The 26,865-nt window shown below is 65.9% G+C and carries 23 protein-coding genes, 2 tRNA genes and 2 pseudogenes; 11 read left to right on the forward strand and 16 right to left on the reverse strand.

The annotated features are described in order from the left end of the window. The first annotated feature begins 17 nt into the window (after window positions 1-17). Window positions 18-1,079, forward strand: coding sequence for an IS110 family transposase (locus tag OKW39_RS17270; protein WP_090812806.1), 1,062 nt, complete (start codon window positions 18-20; stop codon window positions 1,077-1,079). Window positions 1,080-1,410: 331 nt separating this feature from the next. Here OKW39_RS17270 and OKW39_RS17275 read toward each other — a convergent pair. Then, window positions 1,411-2,154: pseudogene (locus OKW39_RS17275) on the reverse strand (MATE family efflux transporter); the annotation flags it as partial. Between the two features lie 294 nt (window positions 2,155-2,448). Further along, a complete protein-coding gene (locus OKW39_RS17280) occupies window positions 2,449-2,667 on the reverse strand; it encodes an RNA-binding S4 domain-containing protein (protein ID WP_187612393.1) in 219 nt (72 codons plus the stop codon). 336 nt (window positions 2,668-3,003) lie between these two features. Here OKW39_RS17280 and OKW39_RS17285 point away from each other — a divergent pair, with 336 nt between their 5' ends. Both OKW39_RS17285 and OKW39_RS17290 read left to right on the forward strand, forming a co-directional pair. Beyond that, entirely contained in the window at window positions 3,004-3,423 is a 420-nt protein-coding gene (locus OKW39_RS17285; RefSeq protein ID WP_429335092.1) for a hypothetical protein, read from the forward strand. A 241-nt stretch (window positions 3,424-3,664) separates the two neighbouring features. Then, complete coding sequence (locus OKW39_RS17290) at window positions 3,665-5,860, forward strand: ATP-dependent helicase (RefSeq protein ID WP_429563106.1); 2,196 nt, start codon at window positions 3,665-3,667, stop codon at window positions 5,858-5,860. Between the two features lie 89 nt (window positions 5,861-5,949). On the opposite strand, the gene OKW39_RS17295 is transcribed toward OKW39_RS17290, so the two are convergent. The 8 genes from OKW39_RS17295 to fdxA form a co-directional block, all read right to left on the reverse strand. Beyond that, window positions 5,950-6,717 (reverse strand): DUF4088 family protein, encoded by a 768-nt coding sequence (locus OKW39_RS17295; protein WP_429563107.1) that lies wholly within the window; start codon window positions 6,715-6,717, stop codon window positions 5,950-5,952. Between the two features lie 335 nt (window positions 6,718-7,052). Beyond that, window positions 7,053-7,376, reverse strand: a complete 324-nt coding sequence (locus OKW39_RS17300; protein ID WP_429563108.1) for an AzlD domain-containing protein — start codon at window positions 7,374-7,376, stop codon at window positions 7,053-7,055. After that, on the reverse strand, window positions 7,373-8,134 hold the full coding sequence (locus tag OKW39_RS17305; RefSeq protein ID WP_429563109.1) for an AzlC family ABC transporter permease: 762 nt from the start codon (window positions 8,132-8,134) through the stop codon (window positions 7,373-7,375). Before OKW39_RS17305 ends, OKW39_RS17300 begins: the two co-directional genes overlap by 4 nt. Window positions 8,135-8,312: 178 nt before the next feature. Then, window positions 8,313-9,155 carry a helix-turn-helix transcriptional regulator gene (locus OKW39_RS17310; protein ID WP_090801211.1) on the reverse strand — a complete coding sequence of 281 codons (843 nt, stop codon included), beginning with the start codon at window positions 9,153-9,155 and terminating at the stop codon, window positions 8,313-8,315. 121 nt (window positions 9,156-9,276) lie between these two features. Continuing rightward, the gene (locus tag OKW39_RS17315; RefSeq protein WP_090805411.1) at window positions 9,277-9,753 is read right to left on the reverse strand and encodes a CreA family protein; all 477 of its coding nucleotides are present in this window, start codon (window positions 9,751-9,753) and stop codon (window positions 9,277-9,279) included. 159 nt (window positions 9,754-9,912) lie between these two features. After that, a tRNA-Asn gene (locus OKW39_RS17320) sits at window positions 9,913-9,988 on the reverse strand. Between the two features lie 62 nt (window positions 9,989-10,050). Continuing rightward, window positions 10,051-10,126, reverse strand: a tRNA-Asn gene (locus tag OKW39_RS17325). Window positions 10,127-10,245: 119 nt separating this feature from the next. Next, window positions 10,246-10,569, reverse strand: a complete 324-nt coding sequence (gene fdxA / locus OKW39_RS17330) for a ferredoxin FdxA (protein ID WP_090801209.1) — start codon at window positions 10,567-10,569, stop codon at window positions 10,246-10,248. A 291-nt stretch (window positions 10,570-10,860) separates the two neighbouring features. Between fdxA and pncB the strand changes: the two genes are divergently transcribed. The 5 genes from pncB (at window position 10,861) to OKW39_RS17355 (ending at window position 16,920) form a co-directional block, all read left to right on the forward strand. Beyond that, complete coding sequence (pncB, locus tag OKW39_RS17335) at window positions 10,861-12,057, forward strand: nicotinate phosphoribosyltransferase (RefSeq protein ID WP_090801208.1); 1,197 nt, start codon at window positions 10,861-10,863, stop codon at window positions 12,055-12,057. 186 nt (window positions 12,058-12,243) lie between these two features. Beyond that, on the forward strand, window positions 12,244-12,906 hold the full coding sequence (locus OKW39_RS17340) for a LutC/YkgG family protein (protein ID WP_184073768.1): 663 nt from the start codon (window positions 12,244-12,246) through the stop codon (window positions 12,904-12,906). Window positions 12,907-13,045: 139 nt separating this feature from the next. Further along, window positions 13,046-14,437 carry a sodium:proton antiporter gene (locus tag OKW39_RS17345; RefSeq protein ID WP_429336587.1) on the forward strand — a complete coding sequence of 464 codons (1,392 nt, stop codon included), beginning with the start codon at window positions 13,046-13,048 and terminating at the stop codon, window positions 14,435-14,437. Window positions 14,438-14,485: 48 nt separating this feature from the next. Continuing rightward, on the forward strand, window positions 14,486-15,475 hold the full coding sequence (locus tag OKW39_RS17350) for a 2-hydroxyacid dehydrogenase (RefSeq protein WP_429363326.1): 990 nt from the start codon (window positions 14,486-14,488) through the stop codon (window positions 15,473-15,475). Further along, entirely contained in the window at window positions 15,472-16,920 is a 1,449-nt protein-coding gene (locus OKW39_RS17355; protein WP_429563110.1) for a DNA recombination protein RmuC, read from the forward strand. Before OKW39_RS17350 ends, OKW39_RS17355 begins: the two co-directional genes overlap by 4 nt. Window positions 16,921-16,938: 18 nt before the next feature. On the opposite strand, the pseudogene OKW39_RS17360 reads toward OKW39_RS17355, so the two are convergent. The 6 genes and pseudogenes from OKW39_RS17360 to OKW39_RS17385 all read right to left on the reverse strand — a co-directional run. Beyond that, window positions 16,939-17,049: pseudogene (locus OKW39_RS17360) on the reverse strand (GNAT family N-acetyltransferase); the annotation flags it as partial. A 44-nt stretch (window positions 17,050-17,093) separates the two neighbouring features. Next, on the reverse strand, window positions 17,094-17,369 hold the full coding sequence (locus OKW39_RS17365) for a hypothetical protein (RefSeq protein WP_008923126.1): 276 nt from the start codon (window positions 17,367-17,369) through the stop codon (window positions 17,094-17,096). Window positions 17,370-17,469: 100 nt separating this feature from the next. After that, the gene (gene moeA, locus OKW39_RS17370) at window positions 17,470-18,786 is read right to left on the reverse strand and encodes a molybdopterin molybdotransferase MoeA (protein WP_187612381.1); all 1,317 of its coding nucleotides are present in this window, start codon (window positions 18,784-18,786) and stop codon (window positions 17,470-17,472) included. 61 nt (window positions 18,787-18,847) lie between these two features. After that, a complete protein-coding gene (mobA, locus tag OKW39_RS17375) occupies window positions 18,848-19,474 on the reverse strand; it encodes a molybdenum cofactor guanylyltransferase MobA (protein WP_429335085.1) in 627 nt (208 codons plus the stop codon). 11 nt (window positions 19,475-19,485) lie between these two features. Continuing rightward, entirely contained in the window at window positions 19,486-20,595 is a 1,110-nt protein-coding gene (gene moaA, locus OKW39_RS17380; protein ID WP_429335084.1) for a GTP 3',8-cyclase MoaA, read from the reverse strand. A gap of 186 nt (window positions 20,596-20,781) precedes the next feature. Next, window positions 20,782-24,009 (reverse strand): Rne/Rng family ribonuclease, encoded by a 3,228-nt coding sequence (locus OKW39_RS17385; RefSeq protein ID WP_429563111.1) that lies wholly within the window; start codon window positions 24,007-24,009, stop codon window positions 20,782-20,784. Window positions 24,010-24,736: 727 nt separating this feature from the next. Here OKW39_RS17385 and OKW39_RS17390 point away from each other — a divergent pair. From OKW39_RS17390 to OKW39_RS17400, 3 genes are read left to right on the forward strand one after another with little or no spacing between them, the layout of a single operon-like run. Continuing rightward, window positions 24,737-25,786: an RluA family pseudouridine synthase gene (locus OKW39_RS17390; RefSeq protein ID WP_090801189.1), complete on the forward strand. Its 1,050-nt coding sequence runs from the start codon at window positions 24,737-24,739 to the stop codon at window positions 25,784-25,786. Further along, window positions 25,779-26,438 carry an HAD-IA family hydrolase gene (locus tag OKW39_RS17395; protein WP_090801188.1) on the forward strand — a complete coding sequence of 220 codons (660 nt, stop codon included), beginning with the start codon at window positions 25,779-25,781 and terminating at the stop codon, window positions 26,436-26,438. Before OKW39_RS17390 ends, OKW39_RS17395 begins: the two co-directional genes overlap by 8 nt. After that, the gene (locus tag OKW39_RS17400) at window positions 26,435-26,851 is read left to right on the forward strand and encodes a Rieske (2Fe-2S) protein (protein ID WP_184071593.1); all 417 of its coding nucleotides are present in this window, start codon (window positions 26,435-26,437) and stop codon (window positions 26,849-26,851) included. Before OKW39_RS17395 ends, OKW39_RS17400 begins: the two co-directional genes overlap by 4 nt. The last annotated feature ends 14 nt before the right edge of the window (window positions 26,852-26,865 follow it).

Below are 26,865 nucleotides of genomic sequence, written 5' to 3' on the forward strand. Positions count from 1 at the left end.
CTGGGAAGGGGAAAGTCATGGACAAGATTACTCGTATCGGCGTGGATCTGGCCAAGAACATCATCCAGGTACACGGCGTGGACAGCATGGAACGCGTGGTGGTCAGGAAAGCCATTTCACGGCAGAAGTTTCTCGAATGGTTTGCCAACCTCGAGCCGTGCCTGGTCGCAATGGAAGCGTGCAGCGCAGCCCACTACTGGGGGCGCAAGCTGCGCGCGCTCGGCCACGAGGTTCGGCTGATCGCGCCGCAGCTCGCCGCGCCCTACCGCAAGGGCGGCAAACACGTGAAAAACGACAGGCTCGATGCCGAGGCCATCTGCGAGGCCGCGGGCCGACCGCACATGCGCTTCGTGGCCGTCAAAACGGCAGAGCAGCAAAACGTGCTGCTGCTGCACCGGATGCGGGACGGTTTCGTTGAGGAGCGTACCGCGCTCGTCAACCGGCTGCGCGGTGAGCTGGTCGAGTTCGGCGTGTTCCTGCCGCAAGGCATCAATGCATTTCGTGCCCACTTCGTCGAGGCACTGGAGGACGGGGCCACCGAACTGAACGGTGTCGCGCGCACTGCGCTGCTGCGAGGCTGGGAGCACCTGCAGGGCCTCGACCAGCAAATCGCCTGGTGCGACGCGCAAGTCGCCACGCACGTGAAGCACGACAGCAACGCGCAGCGCGTGATGGCGGTCATCGGCATCGGGCCGCTCACCGCGTCGGCCACGGTGGCTACCGTCGGCGACGCTCGCCTGTTCAAAAACGGCCGCCAATTTGCCGCCTGGATCGGCACGGTGCCCAAACAGAAGAGCAGCGGCGGCAAGACCCACCTGGGCCGCATCACCAAACAGGGCAACACGTATCTGCGCACGCTGCTGTTCCAAGGCGCGCGCTCGGCAGTAACGAGCGCCCATCGACGAACCGACCGGCTCTCGCGCTGGATCGTTCAGCTCCAGGCACGCGTGGGTTGGTATCGAACGCTGGTGGCTGTCGCCAACAAGCACGCGCGCATCCTCTGGGCAATTCTGGCCAAGGGCGAGCGCTTCGATCCCTCGTATGTCTCCACTCCCTCAACACCGGCCCAGCCACGGTAGGACAACAGCATGAACAGGTAAATTCGCAGCGTCACCTAAAAGCGTGACTTCGTAATCCAGGACGCAAAGGCAAGGATAGCGACAGGTCAGACCGGCAGCGGGCGAACTCGAAAAGCTGTGAGGCGCTACACGAAATGTATTCGCCGTCCAACGGATGGAGTCCTGCTGCGCGGTTACTATCCGGGCCCGGGCACCCGCAATGATAGTGCTCAACAAGGCCGTTTATAGGTGTGCAGTCTGTCTCGCCGCTGAATGCCGAATGTGTACCCCGATGACATGGCAATCGAATGGATGGACGAGGATGGATGGATAAATCAACCCCAGCTTGCAAAAAAAGGGAAGTCCTTATAGGCAGCTTCGGCCGCGTCGCGACGACGAAATGGCGGAAGCGCGGCCGCAGATGCAGCAGCGCCATCAGCACGAGCGCGGTCAGCCACACGGTGATCGTGGTCGCGGCTGCCGAGCCGAGAAAACCCAGCCGCGGCAGCCCGTACGCGCCGTGGATGAGCCCGTAGTTCAGGAAGCCGTTCACGCCGACGCTCGCGATCGACACCCACAACAGGCGCCGTGCCGCGCCGATCGCCGGCAGAAACGAGCGCATCAGGCCGACGCCGATCAGGCTCGCGGGTGCGCCCCAGCGCAACACCGCCGCGTATCGGCCGACGTTGTGCGCGAGCAGGCCCGGCTCGCCGACCGCGAGCAGGATCCTCGACGCGAACGACAGCAGGATGAACGCCGGCACCGACAGCAGCACCGACAGCACGAAACCGGTCCAGTAAATATGCGGCACCCGGCCGTCGTCCCGCGCGCCGCGCGCGTGCGCGACGCTGACGCTGACCGAGGTCAGCACGCCCTGCAGCAGCGTGACGACGACGAAAAAGAGGTTCGCGCCGAGGCCGCCGGCGGCGAGCGCATCGGGGCCGAGCGAGCCGAGCAGGATCGTGTCGGTGACGCTCATCGCCATTTGCGACAGTTGCGCGATCGCGAGCGGCGCGGCGAGCCGCGCGGTGTCGGCCGCGTGGCGGGATAGGGTCGGCGGCCGGCTGGCCGCGCGGGCGAAGCTGGGTTGAGTCATCGAATGCCTGACGGCGAAAAGTGGCAGCGGTGGCAACAGCGGTGGCGTCAGCGAAAGGCGGGCGCGAGCGGCGCCGCATTGCATCTCGCCGCGCGCTCCGACGGGCGTTGGAGCGGCCGGGCAGCCGGCGGGAAAAAACCGCGACGCGGCGCCGAGCCGGTCAGCCGACTCCTCGCCCGTGGCGCGGTCCGTCGTTTACCTGTCGAAACCGACAGCTTATTGCCTCCCCCGGCCGCTGTCGATGGACGACGCACAATTCTGGTGCGTGCCGTCCTGCGATTTTCCGGACTGGCGTCAGCCTTCGTGGACCGCGATCCGCGTATCGCCGAGCAGCACGACCTGGCCCGCGCGGATCTTGCAGGTCTTACGCGTCTCGACCCGGCCATCGACCATCACGGCGCCGTCGGCAACCATCATCTTCGCGGCGCCGCCACTATCCGCGAGGCCCGTGATCTTCAGCAGATTGTGGAGTTCGACGTATTCGCCGGTCAGCGTGAAATTGAGGTTGGGCATGGCGTTTGCACCTTTGGGCACGGGGTCGCGTTGGGGTTCGCATCATAAAGCAAGCGCACCCGGAGCGGCGGCGCGGCCATCCGGCGAGCCCTTCGCGCAAGCAAATGAAAGTAGATGTTATTCAGTTGTCGGAAAGTGAAACGTTCCGTAACGCTGGTCGCACCGGACGGATTTCACTCTTAGAGTGCAGTTTCAGCAGCAAAGCCCGCTGGCTTCCGGGATCGCTCCCCGGCCGCCCATCCAGCGACGCACAGACCGGACGAGGCGCGCGCGACGTCCCGTCATCACGACGCCAGAGAGTCCGCCCGTGTCACAACAACTCCAGAGAGGATAACCATGACCCAGATTCGTTCGCTCCTGTTCGGTACCGCCCTCACTGCTTTTGCCGCGACGGCGGCCGTTGCGCAGACCGCGCAGCCGGCAGCAGGCATCGGCGCTCAGCCGCAGATCCAGAGCCAGGGCGCCGCCGACATGGCGCCGCCGCCGGCCCGTTTGACGGCTTCGGGCTCCACCGACCCGCTCGTGCAGAAGCGCGACGCCGACGCGAAGGCCAACGCCGAGTATCGCGCGGCCAGGAAGTCCTCGAAAGCGGAATTGAAGGCGGAGCAGAAGGCCGCGAAGGACCAGTACAAGGAGCAGGTGCGCGGCGCGAAGCTGAACCAGAAGGCGGACAAACAGACCGCCAATAACGAAATGAAGATGAACATGGAAGGGCAGGCTGCCGCGCAGGGCGACGGCGCGGACGTCAAGCACTAAGCCCTGCTGGATGCCGCGGCGCGCGGGTCTGCGAGGCTCGCGCGCCGCGGGCGTCAGGCGAAGGCCGACAAGAAAGCCGCGCTCGCCCAGGCGAAAGCGGACAAGACCACAGCCGACGCGCAGGCCGACGCCGACAAGGCCAGCGCTGCTGCCAACCTGAAGGACGCGAAGAAACAGTAGTGCGCGGCGTAGACCGGCGGATCGGCGCCCGAAAAAAGGGGCGCTTGTCGCATGAGGTTGTATGGATATACAGTGTGCGTCGCATCCTGAAAATCCATCCAACCCGCGAAACCGATCAGTGTCCACCGTCGCCGAATCCGCTCCGTCGTTCGATACCGCCGCCTGGCTAGCGAAGCTCAACGACGCCCAACGCGAAGCCGTCGAATACGGGACCGACACGCCAGACGCGCTGCCCGGCGCGCTGCTCGTGATCGCGGGCGCCGGCTCCGGCAAGACCAGCACGCTCGCGCACCGCGTCGCCAATCTGGTGGTGAAGGGTGCCGATCCGCAGCGCATCCTGCTGTTGACCTTCTCGCGCCGCGCGGCGCTCGAAATGATCCGCCGCGTGACCCGCATCGCGGGCGCCGCGGCCGCTACCGTCGGTCCACGCGCCGCGCTCGCGCAAGGGCTCACGTGGGCGGGTACCTTCCATAGCGTCGGCGCGCGGCTGTTGCGCGAATACGCGGATCTGATCGGCCTCGCGCCCGCGTTCACGATCAACGACCGCGAAGACTCCGCCGACCTGATGAACCTCGTGCGCCACGAGCTTGGACTGTCCGCGAAGGAGAGGCGGTTTCCGGCGAAGGGCACCTGCTTCGCGATCTACTCGCGTGTCGTCAACACCGGCGCATCGCTCGGCCAGGTATTGCACCGCGCGTTTCCGTGGTGTCGCGATTGGGAGGACGATCTGCGCCGGCTGTTCGCCGCATACGTCGACGCCAAACAGAAGCAGAGCGTGCTCGACTACGACGATCTGCTGCTCTACTGGTCGCACATGGCCGCCGAGCCCAGCATCGCGGCCGATCTGTCGGCGCGTTTCGATCATGTTCTGGTCGACGAATACCAGGACACCAACCGCCTGCAGGCGTCGATCCTGCTCGCAATGAAGCCGGACGGCCGTGGCCTGACCGTGGTCGGCGACGACGCTCAGTCGATCTATTCGTTTCGCGGCGCGACGGTGCGCAATATCCTCGACTTTCCCACGCAGTTCGAGCCGCCCGCCAGGCAGGTCACGCTCGAGCGCAACTATCGCTCGACCGAGCCGATTCTCGCCGCGTCGAACGCGGTGATCGAACTCGCGAGCGAGCGCTACACCAAGAATCTGTGGACCGACAAGGCGTCGGCGCAGCGCCCGCGCCTCGTCATGGTCGCCGACGATGCCGCGCAAGCTCGCTACGTCGTCGAGCAGGTGCTCGAGGCGCGCGAGCAGGGCGTGAAGCTGAAGTCGCAGGCGGTTTTGTTTCGCGCCGCGCATCACAGCGCCGCGCTCGAGATCGAGCTCACGCGCCGCAACATTCCATTCGTCAAGTTCGGCGGGCTCAAATTTCTCGACTCGGTGCATGTGAAGGACGTGCTCGCGGTGCTGCGCTGGGCCGAGAATCCGCGCGATCGCGTCGCCGGCTTTCGCGTCGTGCAGCTGCTGCCGGGCGTCGGCCCGGCCACCGCGGCGAAGGTGCTCGACGACATCGTCGTGCGCGCGGACGGCGGCGATCCGGTCGCGACCGCGGGCGGTGTGCTGGCCGCGTTTGCGGCGCCCGCGCGCACGCAGGAAGACTGGCATCCGTTCGTCAAGCTGATGTCGAGCGTGTACGGCCGGCAAACGCCGTGGCCCGCCGAGTTCGAGATGGTGCGGCGCTGGTACGAGCCGCATCTGGAGCGTAATCACGAGGACGCCGCGATCCGTCACGCGGACCTGCTGCAGATGGAAAGCATCGCGGGTACGTATCCGTCGCGTGAACGCTTCCTGACCGAATTGACGCTCGATCCGCCCGACGCGACCAGCGATGAATCCGGCGTGCCGCTGATCGACGAGGACTACCTGATCCTGTCGACGATCCATTCGGCGAAGGGTCAGGAGTGGCGCAACGTGTTCGTGCTGAACGGCGTCGACGGCTGCATTCCTTCCGATCTCGGCACCGGCAGCGACGAGGAAATCGACGAGGAGCGGCGCCTGCTCTACGTGGCGATGACGCGCGCGAAGGAAGACCTGCATATCGTCGTGCCGCAGCGCTTTTACGTGCACAACCAGACGCATCTGGGCGACCGCCATGTGTGGGCGTCGCGCACGCGCTTCATCGCCACGCCGATGCTGCCGCTGTTCGACGCCTATGCATGGCCGCGCATTGCGGTGGCGAGCGCGCCGAGCGCGGCGGGGCTCGCCGCGGCCGCGCAGGCGAAGATCGAGATCGCGGCGAAGCTCAGGACGATGTGGGATTGAGCCGCTAGCACCGCGCGTTGGGATCGACGCGCGGGCAGGGGGCGCGTCGATCCGACGAAGGGACGCGCGCCGCGCGGGTCAGTGGAAGCTCAGCGCGACTGCCGCTGCTGTTGCTGCGCGACCGGAGGCGGCGGCACGAAGAAATTGCGCAGCCATGCCGCGAGCCGCGAGAACACGTCGTACGGCTCCTCGACGAAAATCTCCGGCTTCAAGAGCCGCAGATACTCCATGATCTGCTGCGCTTCCTGCTTCTGGAACGTGCCGTGCGAAATGCCTAGCCGCAACAGCCCACGCAGTTCGCCGAGCTTCTCGCGCGCGGTGCTGCCCACGCTCGTCTCGCACGCGACCTTCGCCTCGTAGACGCGCTGGCGCAGCGATTCGACGAGCCGCCATGCCGGCGTCTGCATCACTTCCTCGAGCGCCTGAATGTCCTGCACCGTGCTCTTGATCTGCGAGGCGAGGGGGTCGACCAGCGTCGCGTCGCCTTCCGCTTCCTTGACGATTGCGGCGGCCCAGTCGCGGCATTGCTTGGTGAGCTCCTCGGGCGTCCATTCCGAGCGCGCCGCGAAACCGAAGCCGAACTCGCCCGCCTGCCGCATCAGGATCGACACGACGTCCGGGAATTCCTTGTCGAGCGTGCGTTTGGCCCACGCGTACTGGCCGCCTTGCAGCATCCGCTGTACCGCGTGCTCGGTGAGCGGCACCATGTTGTCGAGCAGCTTGGCGCGTAAGAAATCCTCGAACGACGGCGTCGCGAACTGCGGATCGAGCTTCAGCGAGACCCGTAAAAAAGCCTCGAAGTCCTTGCGCAGCGACGAGACGGTCTCGTCCTTGAGCTTCAGGGTGATTTGACCCATGTGTTATCCCGTTTAATGCGGCCGCGCGCGGCGCGCCGTCGCAAGATCGCCCGGCCGCTCGCGGACCGAGGCGATGCGACGCCGGTTGCCGACGCGCTTGATTCCAGCCTGTTGCCGCGTAACCAGCGGGACGACTCCCGATGAGCGGACCTCGACTGCATATCGGCGGGGTGGCGGGAAACTTGAGGGCGGCCCGGCGACGCGCGGACGCTTTGGAGGGAGGCTTCGGGCAATGGCCCGCTTGGGAGTCGCTTGAAGGGGAGTGCGCGGCCCGCGACGCGGCGAGGTGTCGACGGGACCGCTGATGAGTCGATGAGCGTAGAGACAGGACGCGCTTACTTCGGCACCACGCACTGCCAGACGAAGAACACGCCTAGACCGACTGCGATCGTCAGCAGCGGCCGGCGCGTCAGCGCGCTAACGACGATCGCGGCGAGCGCGCCGACCAACTGCGGATTGCGCCAGCTCAGCTCGGCGTTGTTGCCGTGCGGCGACACGGCCATCGGGACGATGATCGCGGTCAGCACGGTGACCGGCACGAAGCTAAGCGCGGCGCGCAGAAGCGGCGGGAACACGAGCCGGTCGCCGAGCACGAACACGGCCGCGCGGATCAACCACGTAATCGCGGCCATGCCGACGATCAGAACGACGTAGTTCATCGCGTGGCCTCCACGGGACGGCGCGCGCCACGCAGGTTCAGACGCGACATCGACAGCAGCACGCCGACCGCGACTCCCGCGAACACTGCGCCGAGCAGGCCGAGCTTGTACGGCCACGCCTGCCAGAAAAACGCCAGCGCGCCGGCGGTGACGGCCGCCGCGATATAGCGCAGCGCGACCAGTTGCGGCACGACGATCGCAATGAACGTCGCCACCATCGCAAAGTCGAGACCGAGCGACTGCAGGCCGGGGAAGGCCGCGCCGAACAGCAGGCCGGCGACGGTCCATAGCTGCCAGTTCAGATACATCGCGACGCCGGCGCCGAAGAAGTAGTACGGGCCGACCGTGCCCGGCTCGCGATGCCGGTAATGCTCCCACGTGACCGCGAAGACTTCGTCGGTGAGCAGCGCGCCGAGCGCCCAACGCCAGCGCTTCGGCAGATGCGCGACGTGCGGTGCGAGCGTCGCGCTATACAGCACGTGACGCAGATTGACGACGAGCGTGGTCGCCCAGATCACGGCGAAGCTCGCATGCCCGGCGATCAGGCCGAGCGCGATGAACTGCGCGGAGCCCGCGAAAACGACGAGCGACATCAACTGGCCGTGCCACAGATGCAGCGGGCTGGAGGTCACGAGCGTGCCGAAAATGACGCCGAACGGCGCGGCGCCGACCATCATCGGGATGATGTCGCGCGCGCCGGCGGCGAATTCTTTGAGATGGCCGCCCCGGGTGGGCTGGCCTTGGGTGGAATCGGTCAATCTAAGCCTCCTTGATGTCGGAAGCATAGCGGCTGACCGGCGTTCGGACTTGTACGTTCTTGCGGCGGGTTGCGGATGGGGTGCTCCGGTGTAGCGGGGGGATGGCTGATGACGGGCTGACGGATTGCGGCGGCACGCTCACGGCGCGCGGCGCAGGCGCCGGCGGTGCCGCATCGCGTTACGAACCGCGCTGCGTTCCTTGCCATTGGCCCGGCGGCACGCCGAACATGCGCCGGAAATGCCGCGTGAAATGGCTCTGATCGGTGAAGCCGCTCGCGGCGGCGACGTCGGTCACCGGGACGCCGGCGCGCAACGGCGCGAGCGCGCGCTGCAGGCGCACCTGATTGCGCCACGCGTGGGGCGGCAGGCCGGTCGATTGGGTGAATAGCCGCGCCGCGTGGAACGGCGACAGACCCGCTGCCTTCGCGACCTCGGCGAGCGTCACCGGTTCGACGAGGTCGCCGGTCAGACGCTCCTGCATCAGTGCGACGCGAGTGTCGTCGGTGGCGACGCGCGCGGCGGCGGGGCGCGTCCGCGCATAGCGGACCAGCAACGTGGACAGTGCGTCGAGCATCGCGGTTTCGGCGGCGAGCGCGTCGTCGCCGGCTTCGAGCAGACGGTGGGCGTGCGCGAGCCGCGTCGCGAGATCGGAATCGCGGATCACGCCGGGCGCGAACCACGGTAAGGCCTGCGGCTTGCCGGCGACTTCGTCGGCCAGCGCGCAGAGGAACCCGACCGGCGCATACATCACGCGATACCGCCAGCCCGCCTCGACCGCCTTCGACCCCGTATGCAACTCGCCCGGGTTGATGACCGGCACGCTGCCCGCTTCGGCGACATGGTGCTCGCCGCTATACCGATAGCATTCCGCACCCGCGACGATCACCGGGATCGTGTAGGCGTCGTGCCAATGCGGCGCGAACTCGTGATCGTGATATTCGGCGGTGAGCAGATCCGCGCCGGGCAGTAGCGGCGTGCGCCAGTAGCGGGCGGAATCGCGGAAACGAGGGGTGGCGGTCATGACGAAAGTCTAGCTGGACCGGTCAGTTTAACGCGTCGTTGTCGGGGACGGCGGCGGGTGTGCAGCGCCGCGCCGTGTGCCGCTGGTGCCGTCGATTGCCGGTACTTGTCCTGACTTGCCCTTACTTGACCGGAATCGTCGTGCCAGTGGGCATCGGTACGGCGCTCACGCTGTTTTTCGCGCTGCCGCTGACGACGCGGTCGCTGTAGGTCAGATAGACCAGGGCGTTGCGCTTCGTGTCGACCACGCGCACCACGTGCAGCGACTTGAAGATCAGCGACATGCTGACCGAGAACACGTCGTCCTTCTGCTTGACGGGGCCGGTGAAATGCAACTCCCCGAGCTGGCGGCACGCGATCGACGCCTCGGTCGGATCTTCGGCGATGCCGAGCGTGCCTTTGACGCCGCCCGTCCGCGCCCGCGACACGTAGCAGGTGACGCCTTGCACGATGGGATCGTCATAGGCCTCCACGACCACGCGGTCGGAGCCGGTAACGTGAAAATTCGTATTGACGCTGGCGATTTCTTCGCCGCGCGCCGAAGAAAGCAGCAGGGCGCCGGCGGCCGCGAGCGCGATGCGTAGCGAGGTGGATTTCATGAGCGTGCCGGTTGAGTGTCTGGAGTGGGCCGGCGCCAGAGCGGGGCGAAACGTGCGCCGTGAAGGCGCCATCGTATAACGGCGCGCGGCGCGCGTGAGGCTGTCCATCGTGGCACAAAAACAAAAAGGCCCGCATGGATGCGGGCCTTTCAAATTTTTTGGCTCCTCGACCTGGGCTCGAACCAGGGACCTACGGATTAACAGTCCGGCGCTCTACCGACTGAGCTATCGAGGAACAGCAGTACAACTTGATCTACATAAAAAAACCCGTCTTGATTAACGGGCTTTTGCAATTCTTGGCTCCTCGACCTGGGCTCGAACCAGGGACCTACGGATTAACAGTCCGGCGCTCTACCGACTGAGCTATCGAGGAACAGAACAACAACAGCAGAGAAACGAAATTTTAGAGGCAGCTGAAACGTCTGTCAATACCTCGGCGTTCATCCTGATACTGAACCTGAACGGCCAAGGCAGGTGACAGGCGGCTCGCGCTCAGCGCGCGAGCAGCGCGAGCTTTTCCTTCACATCCTTGAATTCCTCGGCTTCCGGCAGCGGTGCCTTGGTCTTCGTGATGCTCGGCCACGCTTTCGCCAGGTCGGCGTTCAGCGCGATGAAGTCCTGCTGGTCGCCCGGCACGTCTTCTTCGGCATAGATGGCGTTCACCGGGCACTCGGCCACGCACACGGCGCAGTCGATGCATTCATCGGGGTCGATCGCGAGGAAGTTGGGACCTTCGCGAAAGCAGTCCACCGGGCACACATCGACGCAGTCGGTATAGCGGCACTTGATGCAGCTTTCGGTCACAACGTGAGTCATTCAGGCAGCTCCTGCATGCGGAATCGGGGAGGGCGCGGACGCCAAAAGCACTATTGTAACGTAACGTCAACAGGCGCATAAAGCATCGGGCCGTGCGTCTTATATGTTTTCGTGATTAGTTTATGGGGTGCCGCGAGCGGCCGCGCAATGGCGGCGAAGGCCCGGTGGCACGCTGGATGCGGACGCATTCGGGTAACATGCATCAGGTTGGCGCGCCGCTCGGCTCAGCGCGTCCGTTGCAAGGGTGCAGTGAGCCCTTTTCGTTTTTTCAGCGGTCCAGTTCGTACCATCATGATTATTACTTCGCTGCTCGATACCGATCTGTACAAGTTCACGATGATGCAGGTGGTGTTGCATCACTTCCCCGCCGCCAACGTGGAGTACCGCTTCCGCTGCCGCACGCCGAACGTCGATCTGGTGCCGTACATCGACGAGATTCGCGACGAAATGCGCAAGCTCTGCGAACTGCGTTTCACCGACGACGAACTCGACTACCTGCGCCGCATGCGCTTCATCAAGGGCGACTTCATCGAGTTCCTCGCGTTGTTCCATCTGAACGAGAAGTACATTTCGATCACGCCGTCGCCGAAGGGCAATGGCGAAATCGACATCGACATCAAGGGGCCGTGGCTGCATACGATCCTCTTCGAAATTCCGGTGCTCGCGATCGTCAACGAAGTCTATTTCCGCAACACCCAGCAAACGCCCGACTATCACGTAGGCCGTGGCCGTCTGCTCGACAAGATTCAACTGCTCGGCGCTCGTCCGGAGTTCGCCGACTGCAAGATCGCCGATTACGGCACGCGCCGCCGCTTCTCGAAGCAGTGGCACGAGGAAGTGATCCTCACGCTGAAGGACGGTCTCGGCGAGCAGTTCGCCGGCACGAGCAACGTCTTCTACGCGATGAAGCACAGCCTGACACCGCTCGGCACGATGGCGCACGAGTACCTGCAGGCTTGCCAGGCGCTCGGTCCGCGGCTGCGCGACTCGCAGATCTTCGGCTTCGAGATGTGGGCGAAGGAATATCGCGGCGACCTCGGGATCGCGCTCTCCGACGTGTACGGCATGCAGGCGTTCCTGCGCGACTTCGACATGTACTTCTGCAAGCTGTTCGACGGCGCTCGCCACGATTCCGGCGACCCATTCGACTGGGGCGAGCGCCTGCTCAAACACTACGAGGCGAATCGTTGCGACCCGCGCACCAAGGTCCTCGTGTTCTCCGACGCGCTCGACATCCCGAAGGTGCTGCAGCTATACGAGCGCTTCCGCGGCCGCTGCAAGCTCGCGTTCGGCGTGGGCACCAATCTGACCAACGACCTCGGCTACAACCCGCTGCAGATCGTGATCAAGATGGTTCGTTGCAACGGTCAGCCGGTCGCGAAATTGTCGGACTCGCCGGGCAAGAACATGTGCGAGGACAAGGCGTATCTCGCGTATCTGCGCCAGGTGTTCGGCATCGCGCAGCCGGAAGAAGAGGCGGCCAGGTAGCGCGCTGTGCGGACTGCTTTTCGGTTCATCGCCTGACCATGATCTGCTCGCGTTCGGGGGCACGGCGAACAGTGTCGCCGCGCTACCGACTGGCGGCAATATGCCGTTCGGCCAGGGTGTTCGCGCGGAGCGCGGCCGGTATAATCCTCGCCATATCGCACGGCCGTCGACACGAGGATTTCGCCCATGGACACATCGATTGCCCGCCGCAACATCCTGGCGCGCATCCGCGCCGCGCAAGGGCGCGAGCCCGAACCGAGCGCCGCCGAGCGCGAAGCCGCGGCGGACTATCTCGCGCGTCATCCGGCCGGCCCGCGTCCGGACATGCCCACCGATCTGCGCGCGCGCTTCATCGAGGAAGCGCAGAAAATGGCGAGTACTGTCGACACCGTTCAAACCTTCGCCGATGTACCCGCCGCCGCGCATCGCTATCTGACGCAACACGGTTTGCCGTTGCAGGCCATCGCGTGGCAAACGCTGCGCGATCTGCCGTGGGCCGCAGCCGGCCTCGCCGTCGAATATCGCAAACCGCAAGACAATGACGTGGTCGGTCTCACCGGCTGTTTCTGCGCGACCGCGGAGACCGGCACGCTCGTGTTGCTGTCCGGTCCCGAGACGTATGCGTCGGCCGGGCTGCTGCCGGAGACGCACATCGCGATCGTGCCGGGCTCGCGGATCGTCGCGGGTCATGAAGAGGCGTTCGACCTGATCCGCAAGGAACGCGGCGAGCTGCCGCGCGCGGTCAATTTCGTGTCGGGACCATCGCGCACCGGCGACATCGAGCAGACCATCGTGCTGGGCGCGCACGGCCCCTACCGGGTGCATGCGATCGTCGTGCAGGATGCTTGAACGCGTCGCGCGGCGGCGTGCCAGCGCATACGCGACACACGCGTTATCTGTCGTGCGTGCGGTTGCAAGCCGTCGCGCGGCCTGTATCGGCATGAATTCGCAGGCCGGCCGCGCGGGCCGGTGGCTCGCCGTTGCGTCGATGCTTGCGCTGTGCTCGCCGTCCGTGCAGGCTGAGACGCTCCTCGACGGCGCGCGCTTGTCGGCGTTGTGGGGCTTGCCCTTCGCGGGTGTGCTGCTGTCGATCGCGATCCTTCCGCTGATCGCGCCAGCCCTCTGGCATCACCACTTCGGCAAGATCGCCGCGGCGTGGGCGCTCGCGTTCATCGTGCCGCTTGCCGTGAGCTTCGGCGCGAGCGCGGCGCTCGGCGCGCTCGCGCATGCCATGCTCGACGAGTACATCCCGTTCATCATCCTGCTGACCGCGCTCTATACCGTCGCGGGCGGCATCTGCGTGCGCGGCAACCTGCATGGCACACCGCGTCTGAACACCGCGATTCTCGCGCTCGGCACCTTGCTCGCGAGCGTGATGGGTACGACCGGCGCGGCGATGCTGCTGATCCGCCCGTTGCTGCGCGCAAACGACAATCGCCGCCACGTGACCCACGTGGTCGTGTTCTTCATCTTCCTCGTCGCGAACGTCGGTGGCGCGCTGTCGCCGCTCGGCGACCCGCCGCTGTTCCTCGGTTTTCTCGAAGGCGTGAGCTTTTTCTGGACCACCACGCATCTCGCGCGGCCGATGCTGTTCGTGAGCGGCATGCTGCTCGCCGCGTTCTATGCGCTCGACTCGTACTACTTTCACAAGCGCGAGGAGGTGCGTTCAGCTTTCCTCGATCCGACGCCCGACGGCGCGCCGCTCGGCATCGACGGCAAGATCAATTTCGTGCTGCTCGCCGCGCTGATCGCGTTCGTGCTGATGAGCGGACTGTGGCGCCCGCAAATCACATTCGACGTGCTCGGCACGCACGTCGCGTTGCAAAACATCGTGCGCGACGCCGCGCTGATCGTCGTCACGCTGCTATCGCTCGCGTGGACACCGCGCGCGGCCCGCGCGGGCAACGACTTCAATTGGGCGCCGATCGAGGAAGTCGCCAAACTGTTCGCCGGCATCTTCGTGACGATCGTGCCGGTCATCATGATCCTGCGCGCGGGAGAAGCCGGCGCGTTCGCGGGCATCGTCCATCTGGTCAATGATTCGTCAGGCGAGCCGCGCGACATCATGTACTTCTGGGCGACCGGCCTGCTATCTTCGTTTCTCGACAACGCGCCGACCTACCTCGTGTTCTTCAACCTGGCCGGCGGCGATGCGCAGACCTTGATGACCACCGGCGCGACCACGCTCGCGGCGATTTCGGCCGGCGCCGTGTTCATGGGCGCGAACACCTACATCGGCAACGCGCCGAACTTCATGGTGAAGGCGATCGCGCAATCGCGCGGCGTGCGCATGCCGAGCTTTTTTGCGTATCTGGGCTGGTCCGGCGCGGTGCTGCTGCCGTTGTTCGCGCTGACCGGCTGGCTCTTTTTTGAACGCTGACTCTGCAACGCCGAGACAATCCCTCGACGTGCGATACGGAGACTTGCATTGCAGAAAATCCTCGTTGCCCGTTCGATCTTTCCCGACGTGATCGACCGGCTCAAGCAGTACTTCGACGTCGACTGGAACGAGGGCGACGTGTTGCCCGCCGACGAACTGAAGCGCCGTCTCGCGGACAAGGACGGCGCGCTGACGGCCGGCGAGATGATCGACGCGGGCGTGCTCGCCGCGGCGCCGCGTCTGCGCGTCGTGTCGAACATGGCGGTCGGCTACAACAACTTCGACATGGCCGCGTTCAACGCGGCGAACGTACTCGGCACCAACACGCCGGACGTGCTGAACGAATCGACCGCCGATTTCGGCTGGGCGCTGATGATGGCCGCCGCGCGCCGCATCGCCGAATCGGAGCACTGGCTGCGCGCCGGACATTGGCAGAAGTGGAGCTACGATGGCTTCCTCGGCAGCGACCTATACGGTTCGACGCTCGGCGTGATCGGCATGGGCCGCATCGGCCAGGCGCTCGCGCGGCGCGCGCAGGGCTTCAACATGCGGGTCATCTATCACAATCGCTCGCGCGTCGCGCCGCAAATCGAGGCCGAGCTGAACGCGGAGTACGTGTCGAAAGAGGATCTGCTGCGGCGCGCCGACCACGTCGTGCTGGTGCTGCCGTACAACAAAGGCAACCACCATACGATCGGCGCGGCCGAACTGGCGCTGATGAAGCCGCGCGCGACGCTCACCAACATCGCGCGCGGCGGCATCGTCGACGATGCGGCGTTGGCCGACGCGCTGCGTGACAGGCGCATCGCGGCGGCCGGTCTGGACGTGTTCGAAGGCGAGCCGCAGCTGCACCCGGCGCTGCTGAACGTGCCGAACGTCGTGCTGACGCCGCACATCGCGAGCGCGACCGAAACCACGCGCCGCGCCATGGCGAATCTCGCCGCGGACAACCTGATCGCCGGCCTCGGCGCAGGACCGCGCGCCGGTCAGCCGCCGAATCCGATCAACCCCGACGTGATCGGCAAGGCGCGTTCATGACAATGATTCTGGTGGCGGCCGTCGCGGTGCTGGCGGTTGCCCTCGTGATCGCACTCGCCTTGCTGCTACGCGGTCACGACCGCCCGGAGCAGCGCGAACAGTTCGAGATGCTGAACGAACGCGTCGATGCCGTCGTCGACGCGCAGGCGCATACCGCCGAGCGGCTCGAGCGGCAACTGCGCAACGACATCGCCGAGACCGCGCGCGTGTCGCGCACCGAGCAAAGCAGCGGCTTCGCGCATTTTCAGCAGACGCTCGCCGCGCAGTTCAGCAGCATGACGACGGTGCAGGGCGGCAAGATCGACGGCTTCGCGCAACAGCTCGACGCCGTGCGTCACAGCCTGCAGGCACAGGCGCAGCAGGCGCGCGACGAGCAGGGCCGCTCGCTGAAGCAGTTCGGCGACACGCTGAGCCTGCAACTCGGGCAACTAACCGAGGCGAACGACCGGCGCTTCGCCGAAGTGCGCGCGACGATCGAGCAGCGTCTGAAGGACATCGAGGCGAACAACGCGACGCGGCTCGAGGAAATGCGCCGCACCGTGGACGAAAAACTGCACGCAACGCTTGAGCAGCGTCTCGGCGAGTCGTTCAAGCTCGTGTCCGACCGGCTCGAACAGGTGCATCGCGGCCTCGGTGAAATGCAGACGCTGGCGGCCGGCGTCGGCGATCTGAAGCGCGTGCTGACCAACGTGAAGACGCGTGGCACGTGGGGCGAAGTGCAGCTCGAAGCCTTGCTCGAACAACTGCTGACCGTCGATCAATACGCGAAGAACGTCGCGACCGTGCCGAAGAGCGCCGATCGCGTGGAGTTCGCGATTCGTCTGCCGGGGCGGCCGGAGCCCGGCGGCGCGAATACGCCGGTATGGCTGCCGATCGACGCCAAATTCCCGCGCGAGGACTACGAGCGGCTGATCGAAGCGCAGGAGCGCGCCGATCCGGTCGCGGTCGAGGAAGCATCGCGCGCGCTCGAAGTGCGAATTCGCGCGGAGGCGCGCACGATCGCGGAGAAGTACGTGGCGCCGCCGCATACGACCGACTTCGCGCTGCTGTTCCTGCCGACCGAAGGCCTGTACGCGGAAGTGCTGCGCCGACCGGGACTCACGGATCTGCTGCAGCGGGACTATCGCGTGACGATTGCGGGGCCGACCACGCTGACCGCGTTGCTCAATAGTCTGCAGATGGGTTTCCGCACGCTCGCGATCGAAAAGCGTTCGAGCGAGGTGTGGCAGGTACTCGGCGCGGTGAAGACGGAGTTCGGCAAATTCGGCGACGTGCTCGCGAAGACCAAGGCGCAGCTCGAAACCGTCACGCGTTCGATCGAGGCCGCGGAAACGCGCACGCGCATGATGAACCGCAAGCTGCGCGACGTCGAGGCGTTACCGGGCGACGAGGCGAGCGGGTTGCTCGGCGATGCGCTGTCGAATGTGGAGCCTGATGAGCAATGAGGGGCGAGGCGCTGGAATTCACGCCCTTGCAGCCAGCCGCGCCAGCGCATCGCCCGTCACGCGCACGACGCGCCAGTCCGGCAACACCGTCGCCCCCATCTTCTGATAGAAGCTGATCGCCGGCTGATTCGCGCCGGTATCCGCGGGCTTGGCGGCGCGGATCGTCGCGGGCATTACGCTTCTTCCGGTGCGTCGGCCAGATGGATTTCGATACCACCGAAGCGCGACGCGACCCAGTTGTAGGCGTGGCACGCGATCCACAACAGCACGAAGCCGAGGATCGCGTTCAGCAGCAGCGCGCTGAACACCGTGCTCAGCTCGACCGAGCCATAGCGCACGAACGCGACCACCACGCCGAGCAGCACGATCGGCACCGAGAACGTCAGATACACGAGAATCAGCGCTTTGGCCGTCTGTCCCGGTGCGATGAACGAGATCTGTTTTTTCATGTAAGTCAAACCCGTGTGTCGTAGTAGTGATAGTGGGTGGCGTGTCGATGAAGTGCTGCTGTGGTGCCGATGTCGTGCGATCGATGCGCCGCCTGGAACGTCAGATGAGACCGTCGAACAGCATGATCGACACGCGATCGCCGACGTCGATGTCGCCCTCGTCGTGGCCGAGCACGATGAAGCAGTTCGCTTCGCTCATCGAGCTCAGCACGCCTGAGCTTTGCGACCCGGTCGGGCTCACATGCCAGTGTCCGTGCGCGTCCTGTTCGGCGATGCCGCGCTGGAATTCGGTGCGGCCCGCGCGCTTGCCCACCGCCACGCGGCTCGTCGCGTGAATCACCGGCAGCGGCCGCGGCGTCGCGCCGGCCATCAGCAGCAGCGCTTCGCGCACGATCTGATAGAACGTCACCATCACGGCGACCGGATTGCCGGGCAGGCCGAAGAATAGCGCAGGTTTGCCGAGCCCGGGATGTGCGCCGGACCACAGGCGGCCGAACGCGAGCGGCCGGCCGGGGCGCATCGCGAGACTCCAGAAGGCGACGTCGCCGAAGGTCTGTAGCAGCTGCTTCGTGAAGTCCGCTTCGCCCACCGACACGCCGCCCGAAGTCAGCACCACGTCGGCGTTGGCCGCGGCACTGCGCAGCGCGGCTTCGAGCGCGGCCGGCTCGTCACGCACGACGCCGAGATCGAGCGCGTCGATGTTCAGGTGCCGCAGCATCGCAAACAGCGTGTAGCGGTTGCTGTCGTAAACCGAGCCCGCGTCGAGCGGCTCGCCGAGCGAGCGCAGTTCGTCGCCGGTCGAAAAGAACGCGACGCGCAAACGCCGCCGCACGCTGACTTCGCCAATGCCGAGCGACGCGAGCAGGCCGAGGTCCGACGCGCGCACGATGCGGCCGGCATGCAGCGCGACGTGGCCGCGCGCGAGATCTTCGCCGGCGCGGCGGCGGTTCGCACCCGCCGCCGCCGCGCTGGCGGCGAAGCGGATCGACGTGGAATCCGCACCGTCGCGCTCCACCTGTTCCTGCGGCACGACGGTGTCGCAACCGGCAGGCATGCAGGCGCCCGTCATCACGCGCACGCACTGGTTCGCCGCGACGCGGCCCGCGAACGGATGACCGGCGAGCGCCTTGCCGGCGACCGTCAGCTCGACGCTGTCCGCGCCGCCTCGCATAGCGGCCGCGAGCGCCGCGTGATTGAACGCGTAGCCGTCCATCGCGGAGTTGTCGTGCGCGGGCACGTCGATCGGCGACACGATGTCGGCGGCTAGCACGCGGTCGAGTGCATCGCGCAACGCCAGGCGCTCGACGGCCGCGACCGGCGTCGCCCACTGCCGGACGATCGCCTGAGCGGCCGGGACGGGTAGCGCATGAGGATCGTACTGCGCGACGCAGCGGGAAAAGTCGTTGAGCGTGGTCATGAATGGCTGGGCGTCGCGACCGGTGACGGGCGCGGCTGTTGCCGTGCGGCCGGAGCGGATGTCAGCCGGGGCCCCGATTGCGTTCGAGGTCGGCGAGTTCTTGTAACGAGTTGGCATTGTAGAACGCGCGCTCGTCGGCAAAGACGACTTCGACCGTCTTGTGGCGCGCGTACCACGCGCGGACCTTGCGCTCGCCGGAGGCCAGAAACGCGGCCAGGTCGTCCGCGACGGCGGTGCGCATCAGCGCGAATACCGGGTGCAGGGAGGTTTCTCCACCGGTGTCGACGGTGGTGACCGTTGCGATGTCGGCGTGGTTCGCGTCGAGCGCATCCGCGAGGCGCGCGGCGAGGTCGGCCGGTAGCCACGGCGAATCGCAGGGCGCGCTCAGCAGGTACGCCGTGCCGCCGGCGCGCAGTCCGGCGAGCATGCCGGCGAGCGGGCCGGGAAAGTCGGGGAGGGTGTCGGCGACGAGCGTTGCGCGATATGGCGCGCCGAGCGCCGCATAGGTGTCGGGATGGCGGTTCGCGCTGATCATCAGCGGGCCGGTCTGCGGCGCGAGGCGCCGCAGCACGTGAGCGGCGAGCGGTTCGCCGTGCAGCGGCTGCAACCCCTTGTCGACGCCGCCCATGCGCGTGCCGCGCCCGCCCGCGAGCACGAGGCCAGTGATCTGTTCGCGGGGGATGGACATGCGTCGGCCGCTCAGCCGCCGATGTAGGACATTTCCACGCGACGCTTGGCCGGCTCGCCCTGATCGGCCGGCTGGCTGCCGCGCAGCTGCGAGTAGCGGTCGCCGCGGCCCTGCCAGATTTCGGCGATGGCGGTGGCGATCCCGGCATCGCTCGCACCGCCGCGCAACAGCGCGCGCAAGTCATGTCCGGTCGATGCGAACAGGCACAGGTATAGCTTGCCCTCGGTCGACAAACGCGCGCGCGTGCAATTGCCGCAGAACGCGCGGGTGACGCTCGAAATGACGCCGATCTCGCCGCCGCCGTCGACATAACCCCAGCGTTGCGCAGTTTCGGCGGCGCTGTGCGCTTCGAGCGGCACCAGCGGGAAATGCTCGGCGATGCGCGTGACGACGTCGGCGGAAGGCAGCACTTCGGTCATGTTCCAGCCGTTCGAGGTGCCGACGTCCATGTACTCGATGAAGCGCAGTACCGCGCCCGTGCCTTTGAAATGACGCGCCATGGGGACGATTTCGCCGTCGTTGGTACCGCGTTTGACGACCATGTTGACTTTGACCGGCGCGAGTCCGACCGCGTGCGCGGCGGCGATGCCATCGAGCACGTCGGCGACCGCGAAGTCGGCGTCGTTCATGCGGCGGAACAGCGCGTCGTCGAGCGCGTCGAGGCTGACGGTCACGCGCGTGAGGCCGGCGTCCTTCAGGCTGCGCGCCTTGCGCGCGAGCAGCGAGCCGTTGGTGGTCAGCGTGAGATCGAGCGGACGGCCCGCAGGCGTGGTCAACCGGGCGAGCCGGTCGACCAGGAATTCGAGGTTTTTGCGCAGTAGCGGCTCGCCGCCGGTCAGGCGAATTTTCTCGACGCCATGCGCGACGAACAACTGCGCGAGCCGCTCGATCTCCTCGAAACTCAACAACGCGCTGTGCGGCAGGAAAGCATAGTCCTTGTCGAACACGGCGCGCGGCATGCAATACACGCAGCGGAAGTTGCAGCGGTCCGTCACCGAGATGCGCAGATCGTGCAGCGGACGCGCGAGCGCATCGTGCAGCACGCCGCTAGGTGTCTGCACTGGGCCGGTGATGACCGGCGCCGCGCTGAGATCGGCAACAGGGATGATGCGTCGTGACATGAAATGGTTCGTCAGGTGCTTTAACGGACGGGGATGATTTGATTCTATCGGAAATGCCGGTGGCGGCAGATGCGCGACGGACGTTGTGGGGGTATACGGGGAGCGGCGCGGCTCGCGGCGACAAACGACCGCCTAAAGAAAAAGCCCGCCGGAAAGGGCGGGCTTTTTCACGAACAACGACGCGGCTTACTGCGGATGCTTGATCGTTTCTACCTGTTGCATCGGCGCGTGGTCGTCTGGCGGCAGCGCCTTGCGCTCACGGATCACGCGCGGCGGCTTGACCGTCTGCGCCGCCGCTTCCTGCGCGGCACGCAGCTTGTCGGCGTCAGTGTTCACCCAGACCAGGCCAGCCTGCTCGAGGACCGGCTGCAAGGCGTCGGCCGACGCGGCGGCGGGGGCTGCGCTGTGGACGGGGGCCGGCTGCGGGGCCGCGGCGACGGGCGCCGGTTCGACCACGGCCGGTTCCGATGCGACGACCGGTTGCGGCTCGACGATTTCGGCCTGCGGTGCCGGCACGGCTGCCGGTGCTTCGACGATCGTGGCCGGAGCCGCGGTGTCGAGCGCAGCCGGGACGGCTCGCGGTTCGGTCGGGACGGTCGGCTGCACTTCCAGGGCCGGCTCGACTGCCGGGGATTCGGCACGCGCGGCGGATTCGACCGAAGCGGCCGGCGTAACCGGTTCGCTCGCGGCCGACGCGGCTTGCTCTGCCTGCGCTGGCGCTTCGATAGCCGGCTCCGCCGCCACGGGTTCGATCGACGCCGCCGGGGCCTCTTCGACCGGCACGACCTTTTCGGTCTTCGCGGCATTTTCCGCGGCGAGAGCCGGCGTTTCGGCTGCCGCATGCAGTTCGGCCACGACGGCGCTTTCCGTTGCGACAGCGGCGACCACCACTTCGACCGGGGTCACTTCCTTCGCTTCGCTGGCTGCAGGCGTGTGCTCGACCGGCTGCTGGGTGCGCACCGGCGCTTCGTCGCTGGCGGCAACGTTGTCGCCTTCTGCTTCCGCGACATCCGCCGCGAGATTGCCATTCACGTCCTCTTCACGCTCGCGACGACCACCACGACGGCCACGGCGGCGACGACGACGCTCTTCGCCGTCACGTGCGACTGTTTCCTGATCGACCGGCACGCCGTTTTCACCCGCTGCGGCGCGGTTGCGCGCCAGTTCGTCGGCAGCTTGCGTGTCGGTTTGCGTCAGCGCCGAGGCGACTTCCGCCTGCGGCTTGCGACGCTCGCCACGCTCGACGCGTTCAGCGCGCTCGCCACGCTCGCGACGCTCACCGCGTGCCGTGCCTTCGACGGCTTCCGCGCGCTCGGCGCCGCGGGTGTCGCGTTCGCGAGCCTCGCGCGGTTCACGCGCTTCACGCGGCTCGCGAGCCTCACGCGGTTCACGGCCTTCACGCGGTTCGCGTTGCTCACGCGGCGCGCGCGGTTCGCGGCCCTCGCGTGCCTCGCGGCCTTCGCGTTCCTCGCGACGCGGCGACGGCTGCTGACCTTGCGCCTGACGGCCGCCGGTCACGCCTTCGCCACGCGCTGCCGCGTCGCGACCGCCGGCGCCGCCACGGCGATTGCGGTTTCGATCGCCGCCGCGCTCGCCCGTGCGCTCACCGCGCTCGGTGCGTTCACCGCGTTGCGGACGGGCCTGCTTGTCGGTGGTGGCCGGCGCCGCAGGTGCCGGAACAGCCGGCTGCATGCCGAACAGATTCTTCAGCCAGCCGATGAAGCCGCCACTGGCCGGCGTCACCGCGACCGGAGCGGGGATGGCCGCCGGGCGGGCCGGCGCGCTCGGAGCCGGCTTCTCGGGCGTGATGCCCTTGACCGCCGCTTCCTGCTTCGGCTTCACTTCCTCAGCGCGCTTGCTGTAGCCGGTTTCCGATTCGAGTTCGCGGGCCGCTTCTTCGGCCATCTTCCACGATGCGCGCGGCTCGTCGAGGCGCGCGTCGTCGTGACGCAGACGCTCGAGCTTGTAGTGCGGCGTGTCGAGGTGCTTATTCGGGATCAGCACGACGTTGACCTTGAAACGCGACTCGATCTTGTTGATTTCGGCGCGCTTCTCGTTCAACAGGAAGGCGGTCACTTCGACCGGCACCTGGCAGTGGATCGCCGCGGTGTTTTCCTTCATCGCTTCTTCCTGAATGATCCGCAGCACTTGCAGCGCGGACGATTCGGTATCGCGGATGTGGCCCGTGCCGTTACAGCGCGGACACGTGACGTGGCTGCCTTCCGACAGCGCCGGACGCAGACGCTGACGCGACAGCTCCATGAGGCCGAAGCGCGAGATCTTACCCATCTGGACGCGGGCGCGGTCGTGCTTCAGCGCGTCTTTCAGGCGCTGTTCGACTTCGCGCTGGCTCTTGGCCGATTCCATGTCGATGAAGTCGATCACGATCAGGCCGCCCAGGTCGCGCAGACGCAGCTGGCGAGCGACTTCGTCGGCGGCTTCGAGGTTCGTGCGCGCGGCCGTTTCCTCGATGTCCGCGCCTTTGGTGGCGCGCGCCGAGTTCACGTCGATCGCGACGAGCGCTTCGGTGTGATCGATGACGATCGCGCCGCCCGACGGCAGCGGCACGGTGCGCGAGTACGCGGTTTCGATCTGGTGCTCGATCTGGAAGCGCGAGAAAAGCGGCACGTCGTCGTGGTAGCGCTTTACCTTGCCGACGTTGTCCGGCATCACGATGTCCATGAAGGCGCGGGCCTGGTCATGGATTTCGGTCGTGTCGATCAGGATTTCGCCGATATCGGGCTGGAAGTAGTCGCGAATCGCGCGGATCACGAGGCTCGATTCGAGATAGATCAGCATCGGCTGGCCGGCCGTGCCACTTTGCGACGCGGCTTCGATTGCGCGCCACAGCTGCATCAGGTAGTTCAGGTCCCACTGCAGCTCTTCGGCGCTGCGGCCGATGCCGGCCGTGCGCGCGATGATGCTCATGCCTTCCGGCAGTTGCAGCTGCGCCATGGTTTCGCGCAGTTCCTGACGGTCGTCGCCTTCGATCCGGCGCGACACGCCGCCGCCGCGCGGGTTGTTCGGCATCAGCACCAGATAGCGGCCGGCGAGCGAGATGAACGTGGTCAAGGCTGCGCCCTTGTTGCCGCGTTCTTCCTTTTCGACCTGGACGATCAGTTCCTGACCTTCCTTCAATGCGTCCTGAATGCGTGCGGAACGCATGTCGACGCCGTCGCGGAAGTACTGGCGGGCGACTTCCTTGAACGGCAGGAAGCCGTGACGGTCTTCGCCGTAGTTGACGAAGCAGGCCTCGAGCGACGGCTCGATGCGCGTGATGATGCCCTTGTAAATATTGCCTTTGCGCTGTTCGCGACCGGCGGTTTCGATATCGATGTCGATGAGTTTTTGCCCATCGACGATGGCGACGCGCAGCTCTTCCTGCTGCGTCGCGTTGAACAACATTCGTTTCATTGAACGGCTCCAGAGCGGCCTCGCCAGCCCAGCTGCGCGGTTGTCAGTCGCGAGAGCGGGGAGAGTAGGCGTGCCGCGTCTTATTGTGTTTTCACAAACACGCTGGAGCGGGAAAGATGGCGGGAGAATTGCCTGAGAGGGCCCAGCCCGATAAAAAAAAGGGCACGGTGCCGCAGGGCACATGCGAACACGGCTTCAAATCATGGCCTGACACGCCGCGTTTAGCCAGCAGACCTTCATAAGTCTTCGCCCTCTGAAGCCGGCGCGCCAAATGGGCGCGCGAGCAAAGGGCCGAAGTCCGCGGTCATGCCGCAACGGGAAGTTCGCGCAGGCGGCGCGTCTTTTCCTGCTGGGGGTGTCTCGCCTTCTTTTGACGTCGCCATGTCTTGTACTTTCTACAAGACGCCTTGGGCGCACGCCGTATTTTCGCGACTTGCAGCTTCGTCCAGCTGGGCGTCATACCACCCGGATCACGAAGCTGAAAGCTAAATTCTTTTTTACCAAAATTCCGTTACCGTCGAAGCCGACCTTGACCGAACGCGCCTGCGGGCGCCGTCCCTGCCGGAAGCTGACTTCGTGCGTGCAACTTGTTGCATCTCATTTTCAGGGCGAGCAACCAGACCCCGGCGCAAGTAAATATAACGGTTTATCGCTTGCGCTCGCGCAATCCGCCGCATTCCGGACACTGCGCCGGCCGTCGCGGACTGCTGGGCAAATTATATTCAGAATGAAAGAGTTAGGCAAAACATCCCAGAGATCGGTTGCAGGCGCGGTCGAAGACTCGGTTTCAAGCGACCAGGTTTCGCTGATCGAAATCGACGACCGCTCGGCTGGTCAGCGCATCGACAATTTCCTGCTGCGCGTCTGCAAGGGCGTGCCGAAAAGCCATATTTATCGCATCCTGCGCAGCGGTGAAGTGCGCGTGAACAAGGGCCGGATCGACGCGCAGTACCGGCTCGAACTGGGCGATCTGGTGCGTGTGCCGCCGATCCGCGTCGCGCAGCCGAATCAGGCCGCAGCCCGCGTGCCCGTGCCCGCGCCGCGCTTTCACATCCTGTTCGAAGACGAGCATCTGCTCGTGATCGACAAGCCGGCCGGCGTTGCGGTCCACGGGGGCAGCGGTGTCGCGTTCGGTGTGATCGAGCAGATGCGCGAGGCGCGGCCGCAGGCGAAATTCCTGGAACTCGTGCATCGACTGGATCGAGAGACCTCGGGCATCCTGATGCTCGCGAAGAAGCGCGCGGCGCTCGTCAATCTGCACGAGCAGATTCGCGATAACCGGATGGACAAGCGCTACTACGCGTGCGTGCACGGCGAATGGGCGAGCGACTGGGGTCGCCGCCGCGCGGTAAAGGAGCCACTTCACAAGTACCTGACCGCCGACGGCGAGCGCCGCGTGCGCGTGCAGGCCGATGGCCTCGCTTCGCACACGATCTTCAATCTGGTCGAGCGCTGGCCGGAATATGCGCTGCTTGAGGCGGAACTGAAGACGGGGCGTACGCACCAGATTCGCGTGCATCTGCAGCATCTGGCACTACCGATCGTCGGTGACGCCAAATATGGCGATTTCGCGCTGAACAAGGCGCTTGCGCGCGCCAACGCGAAGCCCGGCATCAAGCGGATGTTTCTGCACGCTTACCGGCTCAAGCTCACGCATCCGGCGACGGGCGCGCCGCTGCAGCTGGAGGCACCGCTGCCTGCCGACTGCCGCGGCTTTATAGAACAACTCAACGAACTACGCACTGGGTTCAACCCGGAGACGACCTTGCATGGCTAGAGAGCAATTCGATCTGATCGTGTTTGACTGGGATGGCACGCTGATGGATTCCACCGCGCATATCACGCGCAGCATCCAGGCGGCGTGCCGCGATCTCCGCCTGCCGGTTCCCGCGGACGAAGCCGCGAGCTACGTCATCGGCCTCGGCCTGCGCGACGCGCTGCAGATTGCCGCGCCGACGCTCGATCCGGCCGACTACCCGCGGCTTTCTGAGCGTTACCGCTTTCATTTTCTTGTAAAAGACCAGACTACGGAGCTGTTCCCCGGCGTGCGCGAGATGCTCCAGGAGTTGCGCGACGTCGGCTATCTGCTCGCGGTCGCGACCGGCAAGAGCCGCGTCGGGCTCAATCGCGCGCTTGACCAGGCGCGCCTGACGAGCCTGTTCGACGGCACGCGCTGCGCTGACGAAACCTTCTCGAAACCGCATCCGGCCATGCTGCACGAGCTCACCCGCGAATTGGGGCAGGATACGGCGCGCACGGTCATGGTCGGCGATACGACACACGATCTGCAGATGGCGCTCAACGCCGGCGTGGCGGGCATTGGCGTGACTTATGGCGCGCATCCGGCGAATTCGCTGAATGCGATGTCACCGAAGTTCGTGGCGTCGAGCATCAGCGATCTGTCCGGTTGGCTGCGGGAGAACGCATGAGCGCCGACGGCGTGGATACTGCTACTGCCGCGGCTGCGCAGGCAGTGCGCATTTGCGCGGCCGACGAGCTGGTCGACGGTGGCGACGGCATCCGGCGCGACGCGCGGCTCGGCGGGCAGGATGCCGTGGTGTTTTTCGTCCGCTATGATGGCTGCGCCTACGGCTATTTGAACCGTTGCGCTCATGTGCCGATGGAGCTCGACTGGCAGGAAGGGCAGTTCTTCGAATCGTCCGGCTTATACTTGATGTGCGCGACACATGGCGCGATTTACGCGCCGGATACTGGCAAATGCGTCGGTGGTCCGTGTCGCGGGGGCAGATTGCGTCCCGTGCAGGTCGAGGAACGCGACACGCTCGAGGGCCGTGCGGTATTCTGGCTGCCTGACGGCGATTTGCTGCCGGTTACGCGCTGATTTCCTCTTCCAAT

Origin of the sequence: Paraburkholderia sp. MM6662-R1 (genome assembly GCF_050436245.1) — a bacterium.
GTDB classification, from domain to species: domain Bacteria; phylum Pseudomonadota; class Gammaproteobacteria; order Burkholderiales; family Burkholderiaceae; genus Paraburkholderia; species Paraburkholderia tuberum.